12 protein-coding genes are annotated in these 16321 nt (G+C 62.6%); 8 read left to right on the forward strand and 4 right to left on the reverse strand.

Annotated features, from left to right (window positions below; all coding sequences use genetic code 11):
* Positions 1-12: 12 nt before the first annotated feature.
* The 4 genes from BSG19_RS13970 (at position 13) to BSG19_RS13985 (ending at position 5308) form a co-directional block, all read left to right on the forward strand.
* The gene (locus BSG19_RS13970; RefSeq protein ID WP_092988643.1) at positions 13-1296 is read left to right on the forward strand and encodes a TRAP transporter large permease subunit; all 1284 of its coding nucleotides are present in this window, start codon (positions 13-15) and stop codon (positions 1294-1296) included.
* 97 nt (positions 1297-1393) lie between these two features.
* Positions 1394-2404 (forward strand): TRAP transporter substrate-binding protein, encoded by a 1011-nt coding sequence (locus BSG19_RS13975; RefSeq protein ID WP_092988644.1) that lies wholly within the window; start codon positions 1394-1396, stop codon positions 2402-2404.
* Positions 2405-2470: 66 nt separating this feature from the next.
* On the forward strand, positions 2471-3376 hold the full coding sequence (locus BSG19_RS13980; RefSeq protein ID WP_092988645.1) for a shikimate dehydrogenase: 906 nt from the start codon (positions 2471-2473) through the stop codon (positions 3374-3376).
* Positions 3377-3421: 45 nt separating this feature from the next.
* Positions 3422-5308: a bifunctional sugar phosphate isomerase/epimerase/4-hydroxyphenylpyruvate dioxygenase family protein gene (locus BSG19_RS13985; protein ID WP_092988646.1), complete on the forward strand. Its 1887-nt coding sequence runs from the start codon at positions 3422-3424 to the stop codon at positions 5306-5308.
* A gap of 65 nt (positions 5309-5373) precedes the next feature.
* On the opposite strand, the gene BSG19_RS13990 is transcribed toward BSG19_RS13985, so the two are convergent.
* Positions 5374-6762, reverse strand: coding sequence for a PepSY-associated TM helix domain-containing protein (locus BSG19_RS13990; protein ID WP_092988647.1), 1389 nt, complete (start codon positions 6760-6762; stop codon positions 5374-5376).
* A 149-nt stretch (positions 6763-6911) separates the two neighbouring features.
* A complete protein-coding gene (locus BSG19_RS13995; RefSeq protein WP_092988648.1) occupies positions 6912-7289 on the reverse strand; it encodes a hypothetical protein in 378 nt (125 codons plus the stop codon).
* A gap of 222 nt (positions 7290-7511) precedes the next feature.
* On the opposite strand from BSG19_RS13995, the gene BSG19_RS14000 reads away from it, so the two are divergent.
* Genes BSG19_RS14000 through BSG19_RS14010 form a run of 3 tightly spaced genes read left to right on the forward strand, consistent with a single transcriptional unit; the run spans position 7512 to position 10347 of the window.
* Positions 7512-8363 (forward strand): ABC transporter ATP-binding protein, encoded by an 852-nt coding sequence (locus BSG19_RS14000; protein WP_092988649.1) that lies wholly within the window; start codon positions 7512-7514, stop codon positions 8361-8363.
* Positions 8364-8380: 17 nt separating this feature from the next.
* Positions 8381-9328 (forward strand): ABC transporter substrate-binding protein, encoded by a 948-nt coding sequence (locus tag BSG19_RS14005; protein WP_092988650.1) that lies wholly within the window; start codon positions 8381-8383, stop codon positions 9326-9328.
* Positions 9329-9330: 2 nt separating this feature from the next.
* Positions 9331-10347 (forward strand): FecCD family ABC transporter permease, encoded by a 1017-nt coding sequence (locus tag BSG19_RS14010; RefSeq protein ID WP_092988651.1) that lies wholly within the window; start codon positions 9331-9333, stop codon positions 10345-10347.
* A 27-nt stretch (positions 10348-10374) separates the two neighbouring features.
* Here the strand turns inward: BSG19_RS14010 and BSG19_RS14015 are convergent, their stop codons facing one another.
* Positions 10375-12936, reverse strand: a complete 2562-nt coding sequence (locus BSG19_RS14015; protein WP_092988652.1) for a GcvT family protein — start codon at positions 12934-12936, stop codon at positions 10375-10377.
* A gap of 258 nt (positions 12937-13194) precedes the next feature.
* Here BSG19_RS14015 and BSG19_RS14020 point away from each other — a divergent pair, with 258 nt between their 5' ends.
* Entirely contained in the window at positions 13195-14595 is a 1401-nt protein-coding gene (locus BSG19_RS14020; protein ID WP_092988653.1) for an MFS transporter, read from the forward strand.
* A gap of 204 nt (positions 14596-14799) precedes the next feature.
* Here BSG19_RS14020 and BSG19_RS14025 read toward each other — a convergent pair whose 3' ends face one another.
* Positions 14800-16179, reverse strand: a complete 1380-nt coding sequence (locus BSG19_RS14025) for a GntP family permease (protein WP_092988654.1) — start codon at positions 16177-16179, stop codon at positions 14800-14802.
* Positions 16180-16321: the final 142 nt, after the last annotated feature.

The raw sequence follows: 16321 nt of genomic DNA on the forward strand, positions 1-16321 counted from the left end.
GAGGGAACGACAATGGTCATCGCGGTTTTTCTCGGCTCGCTTCTCGGCACCATGGCACTGGGCATGCCGATCGCCTTTGCGCTCATCCTGTCGGGGATCGCGCTCATGGTTCACATGGACCTTTTCGACGGGCAGATCGTCGCCCAGACGATCCTGCAGGGCGCCGACAGTTTCACGCTCATAGCCGTCCCTTTCTTCATGCTGGCCGGCGAGGTCATGAACCAGGGCGGACTGTCCAAGCGCATCGTCAATCTGGCGATCGCCCTCGTCGGGCACAAGCGCGGTGGCCTCGGCTTCGTCTGCATTCTCGCAGCCTGCGTCCTCTCCAGCCTCTCCGGCTCGGCCGTTGCGGATGCCGCAGCTCTCGCTGCGCTGTTGATGCCCATGATGATCAAGTCCGGCCATGATCCGGCCCGCTCGGGCGGCCTCATCGCGTCCTCCGCCATCATCGGCCCGATCATCCCGCCCTCCATCGGCTTCATCCTTTATGGCGTGGTCGGCGGCGTCTCGATCACGAAGCTCTTCCTCGCCGGCATTGCGCCGGGCTTGATGATTGGCGCCGCCCTGTGCGTTGCCTGGCTGGTGGTCATCCGCAAGGAAACCTTCGCCATGCCGGAAAAGGCATCCTGGGCGGAGCGCCGGCATGCGCTCGTCTCGAGCCTCTGGGCGTTGATGCTGCCCGTCATCATCATTTTCGGCCTGAAGTTCGGGGTATTCACTCCAACGGAAGCCGGCGTCGTCGCCGCCGTCTATTCGCTGTTCGTCGCCATGGTGGTCTACCGCGAACTAACGCCGGGCATGCTGCTCGACGTCTTCACCTCAGCGGCGAAAACCACGGCGATCGTCATGTTCCTGGTGGCCGCAGCATCCGTCTCGGCATGGCTGATCACGATTGCCGATCTGCCGGGCGCCATGGTTGCCCTGCTTGAGCCGCTGATGGGCAACCAGACGCTGCTGCTGATCGCGATCATGGTCCTGATCGTCGCTGTCGGCACCGCCATGGACATGACACCGACCATCCTCATCCTGACGCCGGTGCTCCTGCCCGTTATCAAGCAGGCCGGTATCGACCCCGTCTATTTCGGCGTGTTGTTCATCATCAACAATTCCATCGGCCTCATCACGCCGCCGGTCGGCACCGTCCTCAACGTCGTCTGCGGCGTCGGCAAGATATCGATGGAAAAACTCATCCGGGGCGTATGGCCGTTCATGATCGCGCAATTGATCGTGCTCATCCTGCTCGTGCTCTTCCCCGTTCTCGTCACCGGCCCGGCGGCCTTCTTCGCCGGGCGCTGATCTCGCCTTTGCCACGCCGGTATCCATGGGAGGGGCCGGCGGGGAATGAAAAGCAACCAAGGCGTCGGGAGGCGCCGTTATCCCGGAGGATAAATCCATGAGACTGACCCAATCCATCGCAGCCCTTCTGGCCGCAGCCTCACTCTTCGGCGCTGCCGGCGCCCATGCCGAGATCAGCGAGCGAACGATCAAGTTCGCCGCCCAGAACTCGAAGGGCCACCCGCAGGTCATGGGCATGGAGCGCTTTGCGGAGATCGTGAAGGAAAAGAGCAGCGGCAAGATCGAGGTGAAGCTGTTTCCCGGCGGAACGCTCGGCGGCGACGTCCAGACGCTCGCCTCCGTACAGGGCGGCATTGTCGAGATGAGCGTGATGAACGCCGGCATCCTCTCCGGCACTGTCAAGGAGTTCGGCGTCGTCGATCTGCCGTTCCTGTTCGGCACGCCTGAGGAAGCGGACGCCGTCATGGACGGTGCGGTCGGCAACGATCTCGCTGCCCGCCTGCCCGCCCAGCGCCTCGTCGGCCTCGGCTTCTGGGAGCTCGGCTTCCGCCATCTCACCAACAACCGTCACGCGGTGAACACGGTCGAAGACGTCAAGGGCCTGAAGATCCGGACTGTCCAATCGGCGGTGCCGCTGGCCACGTTCAACACGCTCGGCGCGAACGCCATTCCCCTGCCCTATCCCGAGCTTTACAGCGCGCTGGAAACCGGCACGGTCGACGGGCAGGAAAATCCGCTCGCAAACATCGTCAACGCCAAGTTCACCGAGGTGCAGAAGTACCTGACGCTGACGGGCCACCAGTATAACCCGCAGATCGTGATTGTCTCGAAGGTGTTCTGGGACAAGCTGGACCCCGAAGAACAGGCGCTGCTGCAGGATGCCGCCACGCAGGCGCGCGACTATCAGCGCAAGGCCTCGCGCGATGCCAATGCCGGCTTCCTGGCCGAGATCAAGAAGAGCGGCATGGAGGTCGTGGAACCGAATGCCGAACAGCTTGCCGCGTTCCGCAAGGCCGTCGAGCCGGTTGTCACCCAGTTCCGCGACACGATCGGCGCAGAAACCGTCGATGCTGTCTTCTCGCAGCTGAAGACGATCCGCGGCCAGTAAAACAGCAAGCGGCAGGGCGGGCTGCTCCGCCTTGCCGCTCCTATCAGCCATACGAAGGAGGTCACCATGCTCGCGCCCCCGCTCGATCCATCCACCCGCACGATACAGGTCGGACTCATCGGTAGCGGCATTCAGCTCTCGCGCTCCCCCGCCTTGCATGAAGCGGAAGGCAGGGCGAACGGGCTGGCCCTCTCCTACGAGCTGATAGACCTCGACCGCCTCGGCGCGGACCCGAAGGACGGCCATGATGCCGGAATCAAAGCGCTCGGCGACATTCTTCGTGATGTCGAGGATCGCGGTTTTGCAGGCGTCAACGTCACGCATCCGGCCAAACAAGCCGTCATCCCGCACCTGGACGCGCTATCGCCGGAGGCCAAAGCACTTGGCGCGGTCAACACCGTTGTCCTCAGGGATGGCCGCCGGATCGGACACAACACCGATTGCTCGGGTTTTGCGGAAGGCTTCCGCCGCGCGTTGCCGCAGGCAGACCTCTCCTCCGCCGTTCAGCTCGGAGCAGGCGGCGCCGGGGCAGCCGTCGCCCATGCCATGCTGCAGCTGGGCACGAAGCATCTCACCATCTTCGACAATGACGTCGCGCGCGCCGAAGCCCTGACACAACGGCTTTCCCCTTTGTTTCCAAATGCTGCCGTCGTCGTTGGCGACGATCTGAAGACCGCCATGGCAAACGCCACCGGCCTCGTGCATGCCACGCCCACAGGCATGGCTGCGCATCCCGGCCTGCCGCTCCCGGCCGATCTCCTCGGCCCCCGTCACTTCGTCGCAGAGATCGTCTATTTTCCGCTGGAGACAGAGCTCTTGCGGGTTGCTCGCGCCAAGGGTTGCGCCACCGTCGATGGCGGGGGGATGGCGGTCTTCCAGGCGGTGGGTGCTTTCCGTCTTTTCACGGGTATCGAGCCGGACGCCGCGCGCATGCTCGCGCACTTCGCTTCCATGGGTACCAGCGGTACCTGAAAAACCTTCAACCATGACGCCGATCGCTGAACAGGGAACACGCCGATGAAAACCTCGATTGCCACCGTGTCCATCTCCGGCGACCTGTCCGAGAAACTCTCAGCGATATCGGCTGCCGGCTTCGGCGCCGTGGAAATCTTCGAGAACGATTTTCTCGCCTTCGATCACGGGCCAAAAGACGTCGGTCGGATGGTTCGCGACGCAGGCCTGGAGATTTGCCTGTTCCAGCCCTTCCGCGATTTCGAAGGCCTACCCGAACCCCAGCGCAGCCGCGCCTTCGAGCGGGCGAAACGCAAGTTCGAGACGATGAACGAGCTGGGCACCGACCTTATTCTCATCTGCTCCAACGTCTCCCCGCTCGCGCTCGGCGGCATCGACCGCGCGGCAGACGATCTCCGTGCACTCGGCGATATCGCCCGCGAGCACGGCGTTCGCATTGGTTACGAGGCGCTGGCATGGGGGCGCTATATCAACGATCACCGGGATGCGTGGGAGATCGTGCGGCGGGCCGATCACGCGCAGGTGGGTCTGATCCTCGACAGTTTCCATTCGCTGGCGCGCGGCATCGACAGCGCCTCGATCCGCTCCATCCCCAGGGAAAAGATCTTCATCGTGCAGATGGCCGACGCGCCGAAACTCGATCTCGACCTCCTGTCCTGGAGCCGCCACTATCGCAACATGCCAGGCCAGGGCGACCTTCCCGTGGCCGACTTCATGGCCGCCATAGAGGCCACCGGTTACGACGGCTATTATTCGCTCGAGATTTTCAACGACCAGTTCCGCGCGGGCTCGGCCCAGCAGACGGCCATCGACGGGCGGCGTTCGCTGATCTACATGATGGACCGGCTGAAGGCCGAAGGGCGTGCGGTCAAGGGTCCCTCAGAGCCGAACCCTCTGCCGCCGCCAGCGCGCGCCGCAGGCATATCCTTCGTCGAGTTTGCGACCGACATGCAATCCGCCGTGCCGCTATCGGCATTGCTCACGTCCATCGGCTTCCGCCATGCCGGCCGTCATCGCTCCAAGGATGTGGATCTCTACACGCAGAACGACCTGCGCGTCGTCATCAACACGGAGACCGAGGGAATGGCGCATTCCGCCTATGTCGTGCACGGTACGAATGTCTCGGCGCTTGGGCTGCGCATGGCAGACGTGCAGCAGGGCATGGCGCGAGCGGCGGGCCTTCTGGCAACGCCTTATAAACAACCTGTGGGTCCCGGTGAACTGGAACTGCCGGCCCTGTTCGGCATGGGCGGCAGCCTCCTGCATCTCGTGCCCGAGGATGCGGCGCTCGACCGGCAATGGGAAACGGACTTTGAACTCGAACCCGGCTGGAACCGACATTCCGGTGCTGGCCTGAAGACGGTCGATCATATCGCCCAGACAGTGCGCTACGAGGACATTCTTTCCTGGACCCTGTTCTATCGCTCGATCTTCGACCTGAAGCCGCTGCCGCCAGTCGAGGTGCCCGATCCCGGTGGCCTCGTGCTCAGCCAGGTCCTGCAAAACGACGACGCCAGCCTGCGCATCGTTCTCAACGGCTCGCAATCCATGCGCACGCTCTCGTCGCGCTTCGTGTCGCAGTTCGTCGGCCCGGGCGTCCAGCATGTGGCCTTCGCAACGGCCGACATTTTTGCGACGGTCGAGGCCCTGCGCGCCAGCGGCGTTTCCCTGCTGCCCATCTCCGGAAATTACTACGACGATCTCGATGCGAAGTTCGACATCCCGCCGGAGACACTCGCTGCCATGCGTGCAGGCGATATCCTCTATGACCGCGACGACGACGGCGAGTATTTCCAGATCTATCTCGGCACTCTGGAAGGCGGGTTCTTTTTCGAGATCGTCGAGCGGCGCGGCTATCGCGGGCTTGGAGCGGCCAATGCCGCGATCCGCCTGACCACGCAGGCCCGCCAGTCGCCGCTGCCAGCCTTATGATGCGTTTCCGCAACTGTGAGAGTGCCGCAAAAGGAACCCGCTCGTAAGAGCGGGCCCTTTCGTCATCACGCGAACATGCGCCTCAAAACAGGCACGCGGCGGATGAGCAGGATGTCGAGGGCAACCATCACGACGATCAGCAGGCCCGACAGCGGAAACAGGACCCCGAAGACGACCGCCATGCCCCACAAGACACCATAGACGCTACGGCTCGCGGGATAGGGGGGAACACCGAGGCGACCAGACGGGCGGCGCTTGAGCCACATGACGACGGCGGCGACCGAAGAAAGGATGATCGCGAAACAGGTCGCCAGCATCAGCAACTGGTTCAACAGGCCGAATTCCTGTCCCATATGGACGTTGATCGCGAACTCGGTGACCTTGGCGACCGGTCCGTAATCCGCATAGCCGATATCGACCAGCGGAGCGCCGCTGTACTGGTCGATGTGGATCGTTCGCACCTTCGACAGATCGTCGGGATAAACGGCCGTGGTGAACACGCCTGTGGCGTCAGTAGGAAGTGTGACCTCATATCCCGCCGTCATGCCGCGCTCGCGCGCAATCTCGACGATCCTGTCGATATCGAAGGGAGCACCCCTCGCTGTGTCGCCCGCAGCCATTGCGTGATGCGACATCGGCATCGGCGAGGCCTCCATCGTCCAGCCGACCGTCTGCATGGCATGCTGAGCATGTTCGCTCGATGTGGGCACACTATCCCAGAGTGCGGCGGGATAGCCGGTGCCCGTCGCCACGGTCAACTCTGTCAGCTTGCCGCCCCAGAAGGAGGACCAGGGCAGGCCCGAGAGCGCGAGAAAGGCGATGAACCCGCCGGCAATTGCGCCGGTTACCGCATGTGTATCGCGCCAGAAGACCCGGCGCGACGGCGTTCCCCGCACTGTCAGGACGCCGCCCGTCTGTCGCCTTGGCCACCAGAGATAGAGGCCGGAGACCACGAGGATGATCGCGAACCCCGCCATCGCCTCGATCACGCGGTTGGCATAGGCACCGAGATATTCAAGGCTGTGCAGTTTGCGCACCACCTCGTTGAACTCCTGCGTCTTCAGCATCGTGTCGAGGACGGCGCCCGTATAGGGATTGAGAAACACGTAAGCTGCGCCCGCCTCCGTCGCGAATGTCACCCGGGCCGAAGCCGTCGGACTGACCGGCGGCCGATAGGCCTTTACCCGTGCGTCGGGATAGAGTGTCTGCGCTTTGGCAATCAGGGCACTGGGCGCTTGCTGCGGGGTGGTCTCCTCGACAACCACCGTCCGTGATGCAAACGCCGTGCGATCGATCTCGTCGCGAAAGAGGTAGAGAGAGCCGGTAACGGCGAGCAGGATCATGAACGGTACGGCGATGAGGCCGGCATAAAAATGCCATCGCCAGATGGCGCGGTATGTATCGACAGCAAGCGCGGACACGCCTTCCTGCCGGGATGCGGTAAGGTCTGTCATCGGTAATCCTGGGAATGGGCCGCGTCCCGACGTCGAGAGACGAGCGGAATGGCCGGAAAAAGCTTGAGGCTGGTCGACATCCAGAGCGGCGAAAGCGCGCGTGATGTCTTTGCCGCCGAGAGCGGGCACATGCGCCCGCTCGGTGCTTTTCAAGCCGGCGGGCCCTGCGCGTCATATCGCCTGACATCCGTGGAGGCGAACGGAGGAAAGACGGCATCCGTGCGCGTCTCCACCGCGATGGAAAACCGGATGGGCAGGTTAGATTCATCGGACGGCGCGAGCACCGGCTGTGCATGCACGCCGGCATGACAGAGCTTGCTACAAGGGCATTCCTGATGCTGGTGGTCATCGGCCGGCCGGTGCGCCCCATGTTCGGCCGCACAAAGTATCGACAGGGGATCCGGCGCTGCCATAGCGGCACTCGACCATCCCGTCACAAGCGTCTGAATCGCAAACGACAGCGCCAGCAGGACGCCCAGAAGGGCTCCCGATTGTCTGTCAGCGATGATGCGGCGCCAGAACGTCATGCCTCTCGAATGCCACAGTTCCTATTGTGTGTCATTGCGACATCTTGTGCGTGACCATTTTCAGGGACAGCGAGCCACGCGACCCGCCCGAACGCGCATGGTGCCGATTCGCTCCCCGCCACTTGACAAAATACCAAATCGTAATGTTATTACATTAATATTGGTCACTGTCAGGTTTCGTGTCATGCACCATGGTTTTACCTTAAGGGAAAAGACGGCTAGATGATCCGCATAACGCCCCCGGCACGCCTGCTCGTTCCTGACGACACGCTGCCTGCCGAAGAAAGAGGACGCCGCGTGCACGATGTGACCCTGTCAGCGATCGGACTCGGATGGACGACCCGCGACACGCGGATCCTGCAGGATGTTTCCCTCACGCTCGGCCGGGGCGACCGGCTCGCGATCGTGGGTCCCAACGGTGCGGGCAAGACGACGCTGCTCCAGCTCCTCTGCGGCATGTTACAGCCAACAGCAGGCGCCGTTTCGCTGGTCGGTCGGCCGCTTGCATCCATGTCTCCGCAGGAGCGGGCGCGGGTGACGGCCGTGGTCGGGCAATCCGACCGGCCCGACCATCGCATCAGCGTGCGCGATTACGTGGAACTCGGCCGCGTTCCCCACGCATTGCGGGGGAAGCGTGCGCAGGAACGGCGGCTGGTCGATGATGCTCTGGACCAGACCGGCCTCGCGGCTCTGGCTTCGCGTGCCATGGGCTCACTGTCCGGCGGTGAGCGGCAAAGAGCGCAGATCGCCCGGGCACTGGCGCAAGCGCCGCGCATCCTGTTTCTCGACGAGCCGACGAACCACCTCGATCCCCTGGCACGCCGCATGTTGCTGTCTCTGGTCGCGGAACTGGACGTTACCGTCGTTGCCGTCCTGCACGATCTCCATCTCGTTCCCGACTTCGCGACCCAGGTCGTGGTGCTCAAGGATGGACGCCCCGTGGCCAGCGGGCCAGTCGCGACAGCCTTGTCGAAGAGCGTCGTCCGCGACGTCTTCGGCATCGACCTCCTGCGCCTGCCGCATCCGAATGAGGACCGCGAACTCACGGTCTTCGACGTCGCCACGCATCTGTGAACCCAGGAATCTCCACCATGAAACGCCTCCTCCTGACCGCTCTTCTCGCGGTCGCAGCCTCTGCGGCTCATGCTTTTCCCGTCACGGTCGATAGCTGCGGGCAGGCGCTGACCTTCGATGCGGCGCCGAAGCGCGCGGTGGTGCATGACATCAACATGGCGAAGATGGCTTTCGCGCTGGGCCTCCAGCCACAGATGGTCGGCGTCACCGGCATCAGCGGCTGGTACAAGCTGGACGATGCGTTCCGTCGGGAACAGGGTGCAATCCCCGAACTCGCACCGAAATATCCGACGCTCGAAAACCTCGTCGCGGTCGAGCCCGATTTCTTTTTTGCGGGCTGGTACTACGGCATGAAACCCGGCGGCGACGTCACCCCGGAAACCCTGGCGCCACACGGCATTAAAACGCTCGTGCTGACCGAAAGCTGCGTCCACCTCGACAAGGCGCGTCCTGCAGCCTCCATGGATCTTCTCTATACCGATGTGGAAAAGCTCGGCGTGATCTTCGACAGGAAGCCGCAAGCTAACGCGCTGATCGAGGGTTGGAAGGCGGAACTTGCGAGCATCGAGGCCAAGGTCACGCCGAACGACGCGACTCGCGTCCTTCTCTACGACAGCGGCGAGGACAAGCCGTTCACCGCTGGCAAGTTCGCGATCCCCACCGCCATGATTTCGGCGGCCGGCGGCGTCAACATCATGTCTGACATGGAAACGAGCTGGGGCACGACGGACTGGGAAACGGTGGCGATGCGCAATCCGCAGTTTCTCGTTCTCCTCGACTACCAGACCGATACCGGTTACCGGAAACTGCTCGACTTCCTGAAGAGACATCCCGCGATGAAGGAAACGGATGCCGTGAAAAACGAGCGTTTCGTGGCTCTGCGCTATGAGGAGCTGACACCAGGGCCGGATAACATCGCGGCGATCGGCAAGATTGCCCGCGCCCTCCACCCGGAAGCCTTCTGACGTTGCGCGCCGCATTTCCCATTGGTGTATCCGCAGCATGCCTTGCCGTTGCAGCACTTGCCTGCATCTCGATTGCTTACGGCTCCACCGTCATCCCCGTGCCGCAGGTTCTCACAGCACTTGCGCGAGCAGCCGGCATCGGTCACGCGGACCCCGCCGGCGTTGTAGACCGGATCATTGTCGATCTCCGACTGCCGCGCGCCGTCCTCGCGATTGCTGTCGGGGCAGGCCTCGGCGTCATCGGCCTTCTCCTGCAGACGGTCACGCGCAATGATCTGGCCGACCCCTTTCTGTTCGGCCTTTCGGCGGGTGCCGCCGCCGGTGCCGTCATCGTCATCACCCGGCTCGGAGATCGGCTGGGTGTTCTGACACTGCCCATCGCGGCCTTCGTCGGGGGCATGTGCGCGACGGGCATCGTCCTGATGCTCATTCGCCGGGCGCAGGGTTTCGGCCCCGAGCGGCTGATCCTCGCCGGTCTCGCCGTATCGTTCCTGTTCACGGCGCTTACCAATTACCTGGTGTTCTCCGGCGACCAGCGTGCCGCCCATTCCGTGCTGTTCTGGACCATGGGCGGTCTAGGATTGGCCAGCTGGCAGAATATCGGGATCGGGATTCTCGGCGCCGCCGTCGCCATCTTCTATGCGATGGCGCGCCATCGGCAACTCGACGCTCTGCTCGGCGGCGAGCAGACGGCGGAAAGCCTCGGGATCTCCGTGCGCCGCCTGCGGCGGGATACGTTTCTGGCGGCGAGCTTCGCCACTGCCCTCCTCGTCTCGATCACAGGCGTCATCGGCTTTATCGGGCTCATGATCCCGCATGTCGCCCGCACGCTGGTCGGCCCGCTTCACAAGCGGCTGACGATCCTTTGTGCTCTTCTGGGTGCGGCCCTGCTTCTGGGCAGCGATCTCATCGCCCGCACGCTGCTGCCGCCGCAGGAACTGCCGGTCGGAATCGTCACAAGCTCGATCGGCGCCGCCTTCGTGGTCATCGTGATCCTGCAGAAAGGTCGGGCGGCCTGAAGCTCATCAGACCGCCGCGCCTACATCTCAGCTTCTGGGCTTGAGGTTTTCCGGATCGTAAAGAGGCTTGTAGCCGACAGCGGCGATCTCGACCGGGAAACTCTCGTTGAAATAGTCCACCGTCAGCTTGCGGCCGACGTCGCAATACGCGTGTGGGATATAAGCCAACGCAATATTCTTACCGATAGTCGGGCCATAAGCGATTGACGTCGTGTAGGACCGGCGTCCGAGATCGTCGATCAGCACCGCGCCTGTTTCAGGATCGATGACCGGCAACGAGCCCACAGGATAGCGTTTCACACCGCTCGCATCGGTATTGTCGGTCATGACAAGCGTGCAAAGCATGGCCGGCTGATGGGAGCGCGCCTTGTATTCGAGATGCTTCGCCTTGCCCCGGAAATCGGCTTCCTTGACCTTGGGGCGAGCCAGATCTGCCTCGATCAGGTTGTACTGAGTCAGGAGATCGCCGTTCTGCAGGCGCAGGCTCTTTTCCATACGGCGGGAGTTGGCGTACGTCTCGACGCCAAAGGCCATGACGCCGGTCGCGCGCAACGCATCCCAGACGGCAAGACCGTCCTCATATTTCATGTGCAGTTCCCAGCCCTGCTCGCCGACATAGGAGATGCGGAAGGCGGTGACAGTCACGCCTGCGATCTCGATCGGCTTGATCGCTGCGAAGGCGAAGTTCTCCGCATCGAGCGCTACCGGGTCGGCTACGACCTTCTTCAGCGTTTCGCGCGCGTTCGGGCCCCAGATGCCAATGGTGGTGAAGGCTTCCGAGACGTCGGTGATCTCGACGTCGAGGCCGCGATCCTCCGCCACGCGCTTGATATAGTGGAAGTCTCGCGGGCCCGCGTCCGCGCCGTTGATCAGGCGGCAGCGGTCGGCCATGCGGATGACGGTGAAGTCGGCCCGCACCATGCCCTCGTCATCGAGAAAGTGCGTGTAGATGCCCTTGCCGATATTGCCATCGCCGCCGATCTTGGCGGCACAGAGCCATTCGAGCAGATCGACATGATCGGGACCCGCGATATCCACCATGTGGAAGTGCGAGAGGTTGACGATGCCGCAATCTTCGCTCATCGCAAGGTGCTCGGCATTCGAGACGCGCCAGAAATGGCGGTTGTCCCACTCGTTCTCGCGCACCGGCACACGGTCGCCATAGGTTTCCAGAAGGTGTTCGTTGGCCTTGTAGCCGTGAGCGCGCTCCCACCCGCCAAGTTCCATGAAGTAGCCGCCGAGCTCCTTTTCCCGCTCGTGGAAAGGCGAGCGTTTGGCGCCGCGGCCCGAGGCGTATGGCTCTCGTGGATGGATTGCCGGAAAGTAGATCTTCTGCGCCGCCTCATAGCTGCGGCCCGCGATGAATTCTTCCGTCAACTGGTGCGGATAGAAGCGCGCATAGTCGATCGAGTTATGGTCGATCTCCGTGCGCCCGTCCGTCATCCAGTCGGCGATCAACTTGCCGTAGCCCGGGCCGTCCTTGACCCAGATGGCGACGCAGTACCAGAGGCCGCGCACCTTCTGGCTTTCGCCGCAGGATGGGCCGCCGGCAGCAGACACCTGCAAGAGACCGTTGAACGAGTGCCCTTCATTGTAGCCGAGTTCGCCCAGGATCGGCGTCAGTTCCATCGCGCGTTCCAGAGGTTCCAGGATCTGTTCCATGTCGAGATCGCGCTGCGAAGGCGACAGACGCGCCTCGTGCTTTTCCAGAATCTCGCGCGGGTGGCAGAGGCGCGGGTTCTCGGCCTCATAGTAGCCCCACTCGATCTGTCCACCTTCCGTCGTGTTCGGATCGCCGGTGTCGCGCATATAGGCGGAGTTGCCCTGGTCGCGCAGCAGCGGATAGCCGATCTCCTTACCGGTGCCGGCGAATTCGTTGTAGGGACCGAAGAATGTCAGCGGATGATCGACCGGCATGACCGGCAGATCTTCGCCGACCATCTCGGCGATCAGCCGGCCCCAGATGCCGGCGCAGACGATGACGTGATCTGCCAGAATCGTGCCGCGATGCGTGACGACGCCCTTGATGCGGCCCTTTTCCACGATCAGAGAGGTTGCCGGCGTATTGCCGAAGATCTTCAGCTTGCCGGACTTCTCCGCTGCATCGACCAGTTTCCCCGCAACGGTCTGCGAGCGCGGAATCACGAGGCCGGCATCCGGATCGAACAAACCGCCCTGAACCTGATCCTCCTCGATCAGCGGGAACATCTGCTTGATCTCGGACGGGCTGACATAATGCGCGCGCGTGCCGAAGGCCTTGGCGGAGGAGAGCTTGCGCTTGATCTCTTCCATCCAGCTGTCGTCGCCCGTACGGGCCACTTCCAAGCCGCCGATGCGCGCGTAGTGGCCCATCTTCTCGTAAAAATCGATCGAATACTGCGTCGTCCAGACCGACAGGTAGTCATGGCTGGTCGTGTAGCAGAAGTCCGAGGCATGCGCCGTCGAGCCGATATCGGTCGGGATGCCGGACTTGTCGATGCCGACAATGTCGTCCCAGCCGCGCTCGATGAGGTGATGCACGATGGAGGCGCCGACGATGCCGCCCAGCCCGATGATGACGACCTTTGCCTTGCTTGGAAACTCTGCCATTGCCTGCCTCGTGTGTGTGTTGTCGGGAGAGTGTAGAGGGAACGCCTGGGAACGCCTGATCTGAAAGCGACAAGGACTGGCCGTGATCGCTGTCATGGCCGGTCATGCTCGGCCCAAATGCGACATGAAGTCATCACGGAGGCTCTAAAGAAAGCACATAATTGATAAACGTGCGCTTTATGAGAAACCTTTGATCGCACTGCGCGTTCCGAAGCGAATTTTGCCATCCGACTTCACTTACAGCACAGGACCTCCTTGATGAGTACAATGGCGGCAAGCGCACATGTGGCGCCTGTAGAACCTCGGTCGCGATCGGTGAAAGCCCTTGGCGCCGTCAATTTCTTCCTTGCCGATGTCCGTGACGGGCTCGGTCCCTTTCTCGGCATCTTCCTCATCGGTCAGGGCTGGAGCACGGCGACCATCGGCCTCGTCATGACCATCGGCGGCATTGCGGGCATGCTAGCGACCACCCCGCTCGGCGCTCTTGCCGACGCGTCCAAGGCCAAGCGCTTTATGGTCGGCTTCTGCGCGGCGCTCGTGATCGCCGCATCGCTGGCCATCCTGTTCGTTCCCACCGTCACCTTCGTTGCAGCCTCCCAGATCGCGACCGGCATCGCCGGTGCGGCTATCGGCCCGGCCGTTGCCGGCTTGACGCTCGGCCTCGTTGGACAAAAGGGGCTGGCCCCGCAACTTGGACGAAACGAAGCCTGGAACCATGGTGGCAATGTCTTTGCCGCCGCCGGCGCCGGCTTCTTCGGCTACGAGTTCGGATTGACAGCTGTCTTCATCCTCATGACGGCCATGGCCGCCGGGTCGATCGTCGCCGTCATGATGATCAAGCCTGACGATATCGACCACGACGCCGCGCGCGGCATCGAGAAGACGGAGGGCAAAGCCGCAGCCGCGCCCTCTGGCTTCAGCGTTTTGTGGAAATCCACGCCCCTTCTGATCCTCGCCGCGACGCTGATGCTTTTCCACTTCGGCAATGGCGCCATGCTTCCCCTTCTCGGTCAGCAGGTGGCAACGCAGGCGGCAAGCTCGGGCGTGCCCACGGATAGCGGCGCAGCGGGAGCCACGGCAACCAGACAGGACACCGGCACAACAACCACGCTGCCACCCGGACAGAGCAAGCCGGGGCAGCCCGCGGCACAGCCGATCAATCAGCCGTCGTCTCTTCAGAGCCTCTTGTCGGATCCGGTCTCCTACACGGCCGCCACGGTCATCATCGCCCAGCTGACGATGATCCCGATAGCGCTTCTCGCTGCAGGGTTCGCCGGCCGGCGCGGTTACTTCCTGCTCCTCGTCGCTGCGCTCGTCGCATTGCCGGTTCGCGGGCTGATCGCCGGCCTGTGGCCGAGCCCCTATGCCCTTATCCCGGTCCAGATGCTGGACGGTGTCGGTGCTGGTCTTCTCGGCGTTGCGGTGCCCGGTCTCGTTGCGCGCATGCTGAAAGGCACGGGACACATCAATGCCGGTCTCGGCGCGGTGATGACCGTACAGGGTATCGGTGCCTCTCTCAGCCCGGCCATTGCCGGCGTCATCGTCTCCCGCTACGGCTTCTCGGCTGCCTACCTCACCCTCGCCGGCTTCGCCGTATGCGGCCTGATCATCTGGCTCGTATCGATAAAGAAGGTAGCTGCTGCCTGTGCTGGAGATTGAAGCCCGCCCAGGGGGACAAATGCTGCGTATTCCCTCGGGAATCGATGAACGGCGTCTTGAATATCCTTCGCGGGGCGTCGAGTTTGCAGGGGCTTTTGAGGATGAGGGGAGCGCGGTCGGACGGCTGTACCGTCGCCATCGGTTTCAAAGGCGGGTCAAGCATCCAACATCGACGGGTTGATCGCGAACGTGAGCTAGCGCTTGCTAGGCAACCCAGAACATCACGCTGGCGAGCGCAAAACCCGTGAGCCCGACCAAAGTCTGCATGACGGTCCAGGTCTTGAAGGTCGTCTTGACGTCCATGTTGAAGAAGCGTCCGACGAGCCAGAAGCCGGAATCGTTCACATGGGACAGCATCACGGAACCCGAGGCGAGCGCGATGACGATGGCGCAGAGTTGCAGGCCTTGATATCCGGCCGCCTGCACAGCGGGCTGTATCAGGCCGGCTGCCGTAATGAGCGCAACGGTTGCCGAACCCTGCGCGACGCGTAGTGCCGTGGCTACGAGGAAGCCTGCGACGAAGACCGGCAGGCCCACATCCGCCAGAGCGTCCGACAAAGCGGCGCCAATGCCTGAAGCGCGGAGAACGCCGCCGAACATGCCGCCAGCACCGGTGATAAGGATGATGGAGCAGACGGGACCGAGCGCAGAATCGAGAATGCGTTCGACGTCGGCGGTTTTTCTGCCGCGTAGTGGACCCAGAACGTAGCTCGCCACAAGCACCGAGATCAACAGTGCGACCGGCGTTGCGCCCAATGTTCGTCCCAGCTGAAACCAGGCTGCATCCTTGTCCACCCAACCCTGCGCACGGGCAAAATCGAGGCCAGTGTTCATGAAGATAAGCAGCAAGGGCAGGAGGAGAAGCGCGACAACAAGACCCGGGCTTGGCGGATTGCTCCGGTCTTCAGGAGATGCGACCCCCGAGACGTTCTCCGGGATAGGAAGCATGATCCGCTTGCCGATCCATGTTCCGAACAATTGACCGGCAACAACCCATGTGGGGATAGCGATGGCCAGACCTGCAAGTATGAGAAGGCCTGCGTCTGCCCCTAGCAACTCGGCGGCCGCGACTGGGCCCGGATGCGGCGGCACGAAGACGTGCATGACGGAAAACGCCGTCGCGACAGGGATCCCATAGAGAAGCAGACTGCCGCCAAGACGCCGCGCGACCGTGAATACGACTGGCAGCATGACGACGAGACCAGCGTCGAAGAAAATAGGAAAGCCGAAGATCAGCGACGTGATCCCCAAAGCCATCGGCGCTCGCTTCTCACCGAAACGGGCAACAAGATCGTCAGCAAGCGCTTGCGCACCACCGGAAATCTCGAGCATTCGCCCAAGCATGGCGCCGAGACCGACCAGAAGCGCAACCCCGCCGAGAGTGGAGCCGAAGGCCGTCGTCATCGTCGACAGGATACTACCGGTCGGGATTCCTGCGATAATGGCGGTCAGCAGACTGACGAGGATCAGCGCGACGAAAGCGTGAACGCGAAACCGGATGATCAGCAACAACAGCAAAAGAACCGCGCCGATCGCGATGGAGATAAGTGCTCCGGCACCAAGTGTCTGTTCAAATTCCGGCAAATTTCACCTCGCTTGCGTGCGTCGCGCGTCTTCCCGACGCTAAGAATTTCCCGACTTCATAGGTATTTGAAGCTGAGGGGACAAGCTGAATAACGCCACGCTGCTAGCTGACCCGTATGTTCGCGATAACGTTATGGCTTAA

The organism is Rhizobium sp. NFR03 (genome assembly GCF_900111275.1).
Taxonomy (GTDB): Bacteria; Pseudomonadota; Alphaproteobacteria; order Rhizobiales; family Rhizobiaceae; genus Ferranicluibacter.

Coding starts and splice junctions, on each gene's coding strand:
- BSG19_RS13980 (WP_092988645.1), top strand. CDS start 2,471: ATGCTCGCGCCCCCGCTCGATCCATCCACCCGCACGATACAGGTCGGA.
- BSG19_RS14015 (WP_092988652.1), bottom strand. CDS start 12,936: ATGGCAGAGTTTCCAAGCAAGGCAAAGGTCGTCATCATCGGGCTGGGC.
- BSG19_RS13970 (WP_092988643.1), top strand. CDS start 13: ATGGTCATCGCGGTTTTTCTCGGCTCGCTTCTCGGCACCATGGCACTG.
- BSG19_RS13990 (WP_092988647.1), bottom strand. CDS start 6,762: ATGACAGACCTTACCGCATCCCGGCAGGAAGGCGTGTCCGCGCTTGCT.
- BSG19_RS14020 (WP_092988653.1), top strand. CDS start 13,195: ATGAGTACAATGGCGGCAAGCGCACATGTGGCGCCTGTAGAACCTCGG.
- BSG19_RS13975 (WP_092988644.1), top strand. CDS start 1,394: ATGAGACTGACCCAATCCATCGCAGCCCTTCTGGCCGCAGCCTCACTC.
- BSG19_RS14000 (WP_092988649.1), top strand. CDS start 7,512: ATGATCCGCATAACGCCCCCGGCACGCCTGCTCGTTCCTGACGACACG.
- BSG19_RS13995 (WP_092988648.1), bottom strand. CDS start 7,289: ATGACGTTCTGGCGCCGCATCATCGCTGACAGACAATCGGGAGCCCTT.
- BSG19_RS13985 (WP_092988646.1), top strand. CDS start 3,422: ATGAAAACCTCGATTGCCACCGTGTCCATCTCCGGCGACCTGTCCGAG.
- BSG19_RS14005 (WP_092988650.1), top strand. CDS start 8,381: ATGAAACGCCTCCTCCTGACCGCTCTTCTCGCGGTCGCAGCCTCTGCG.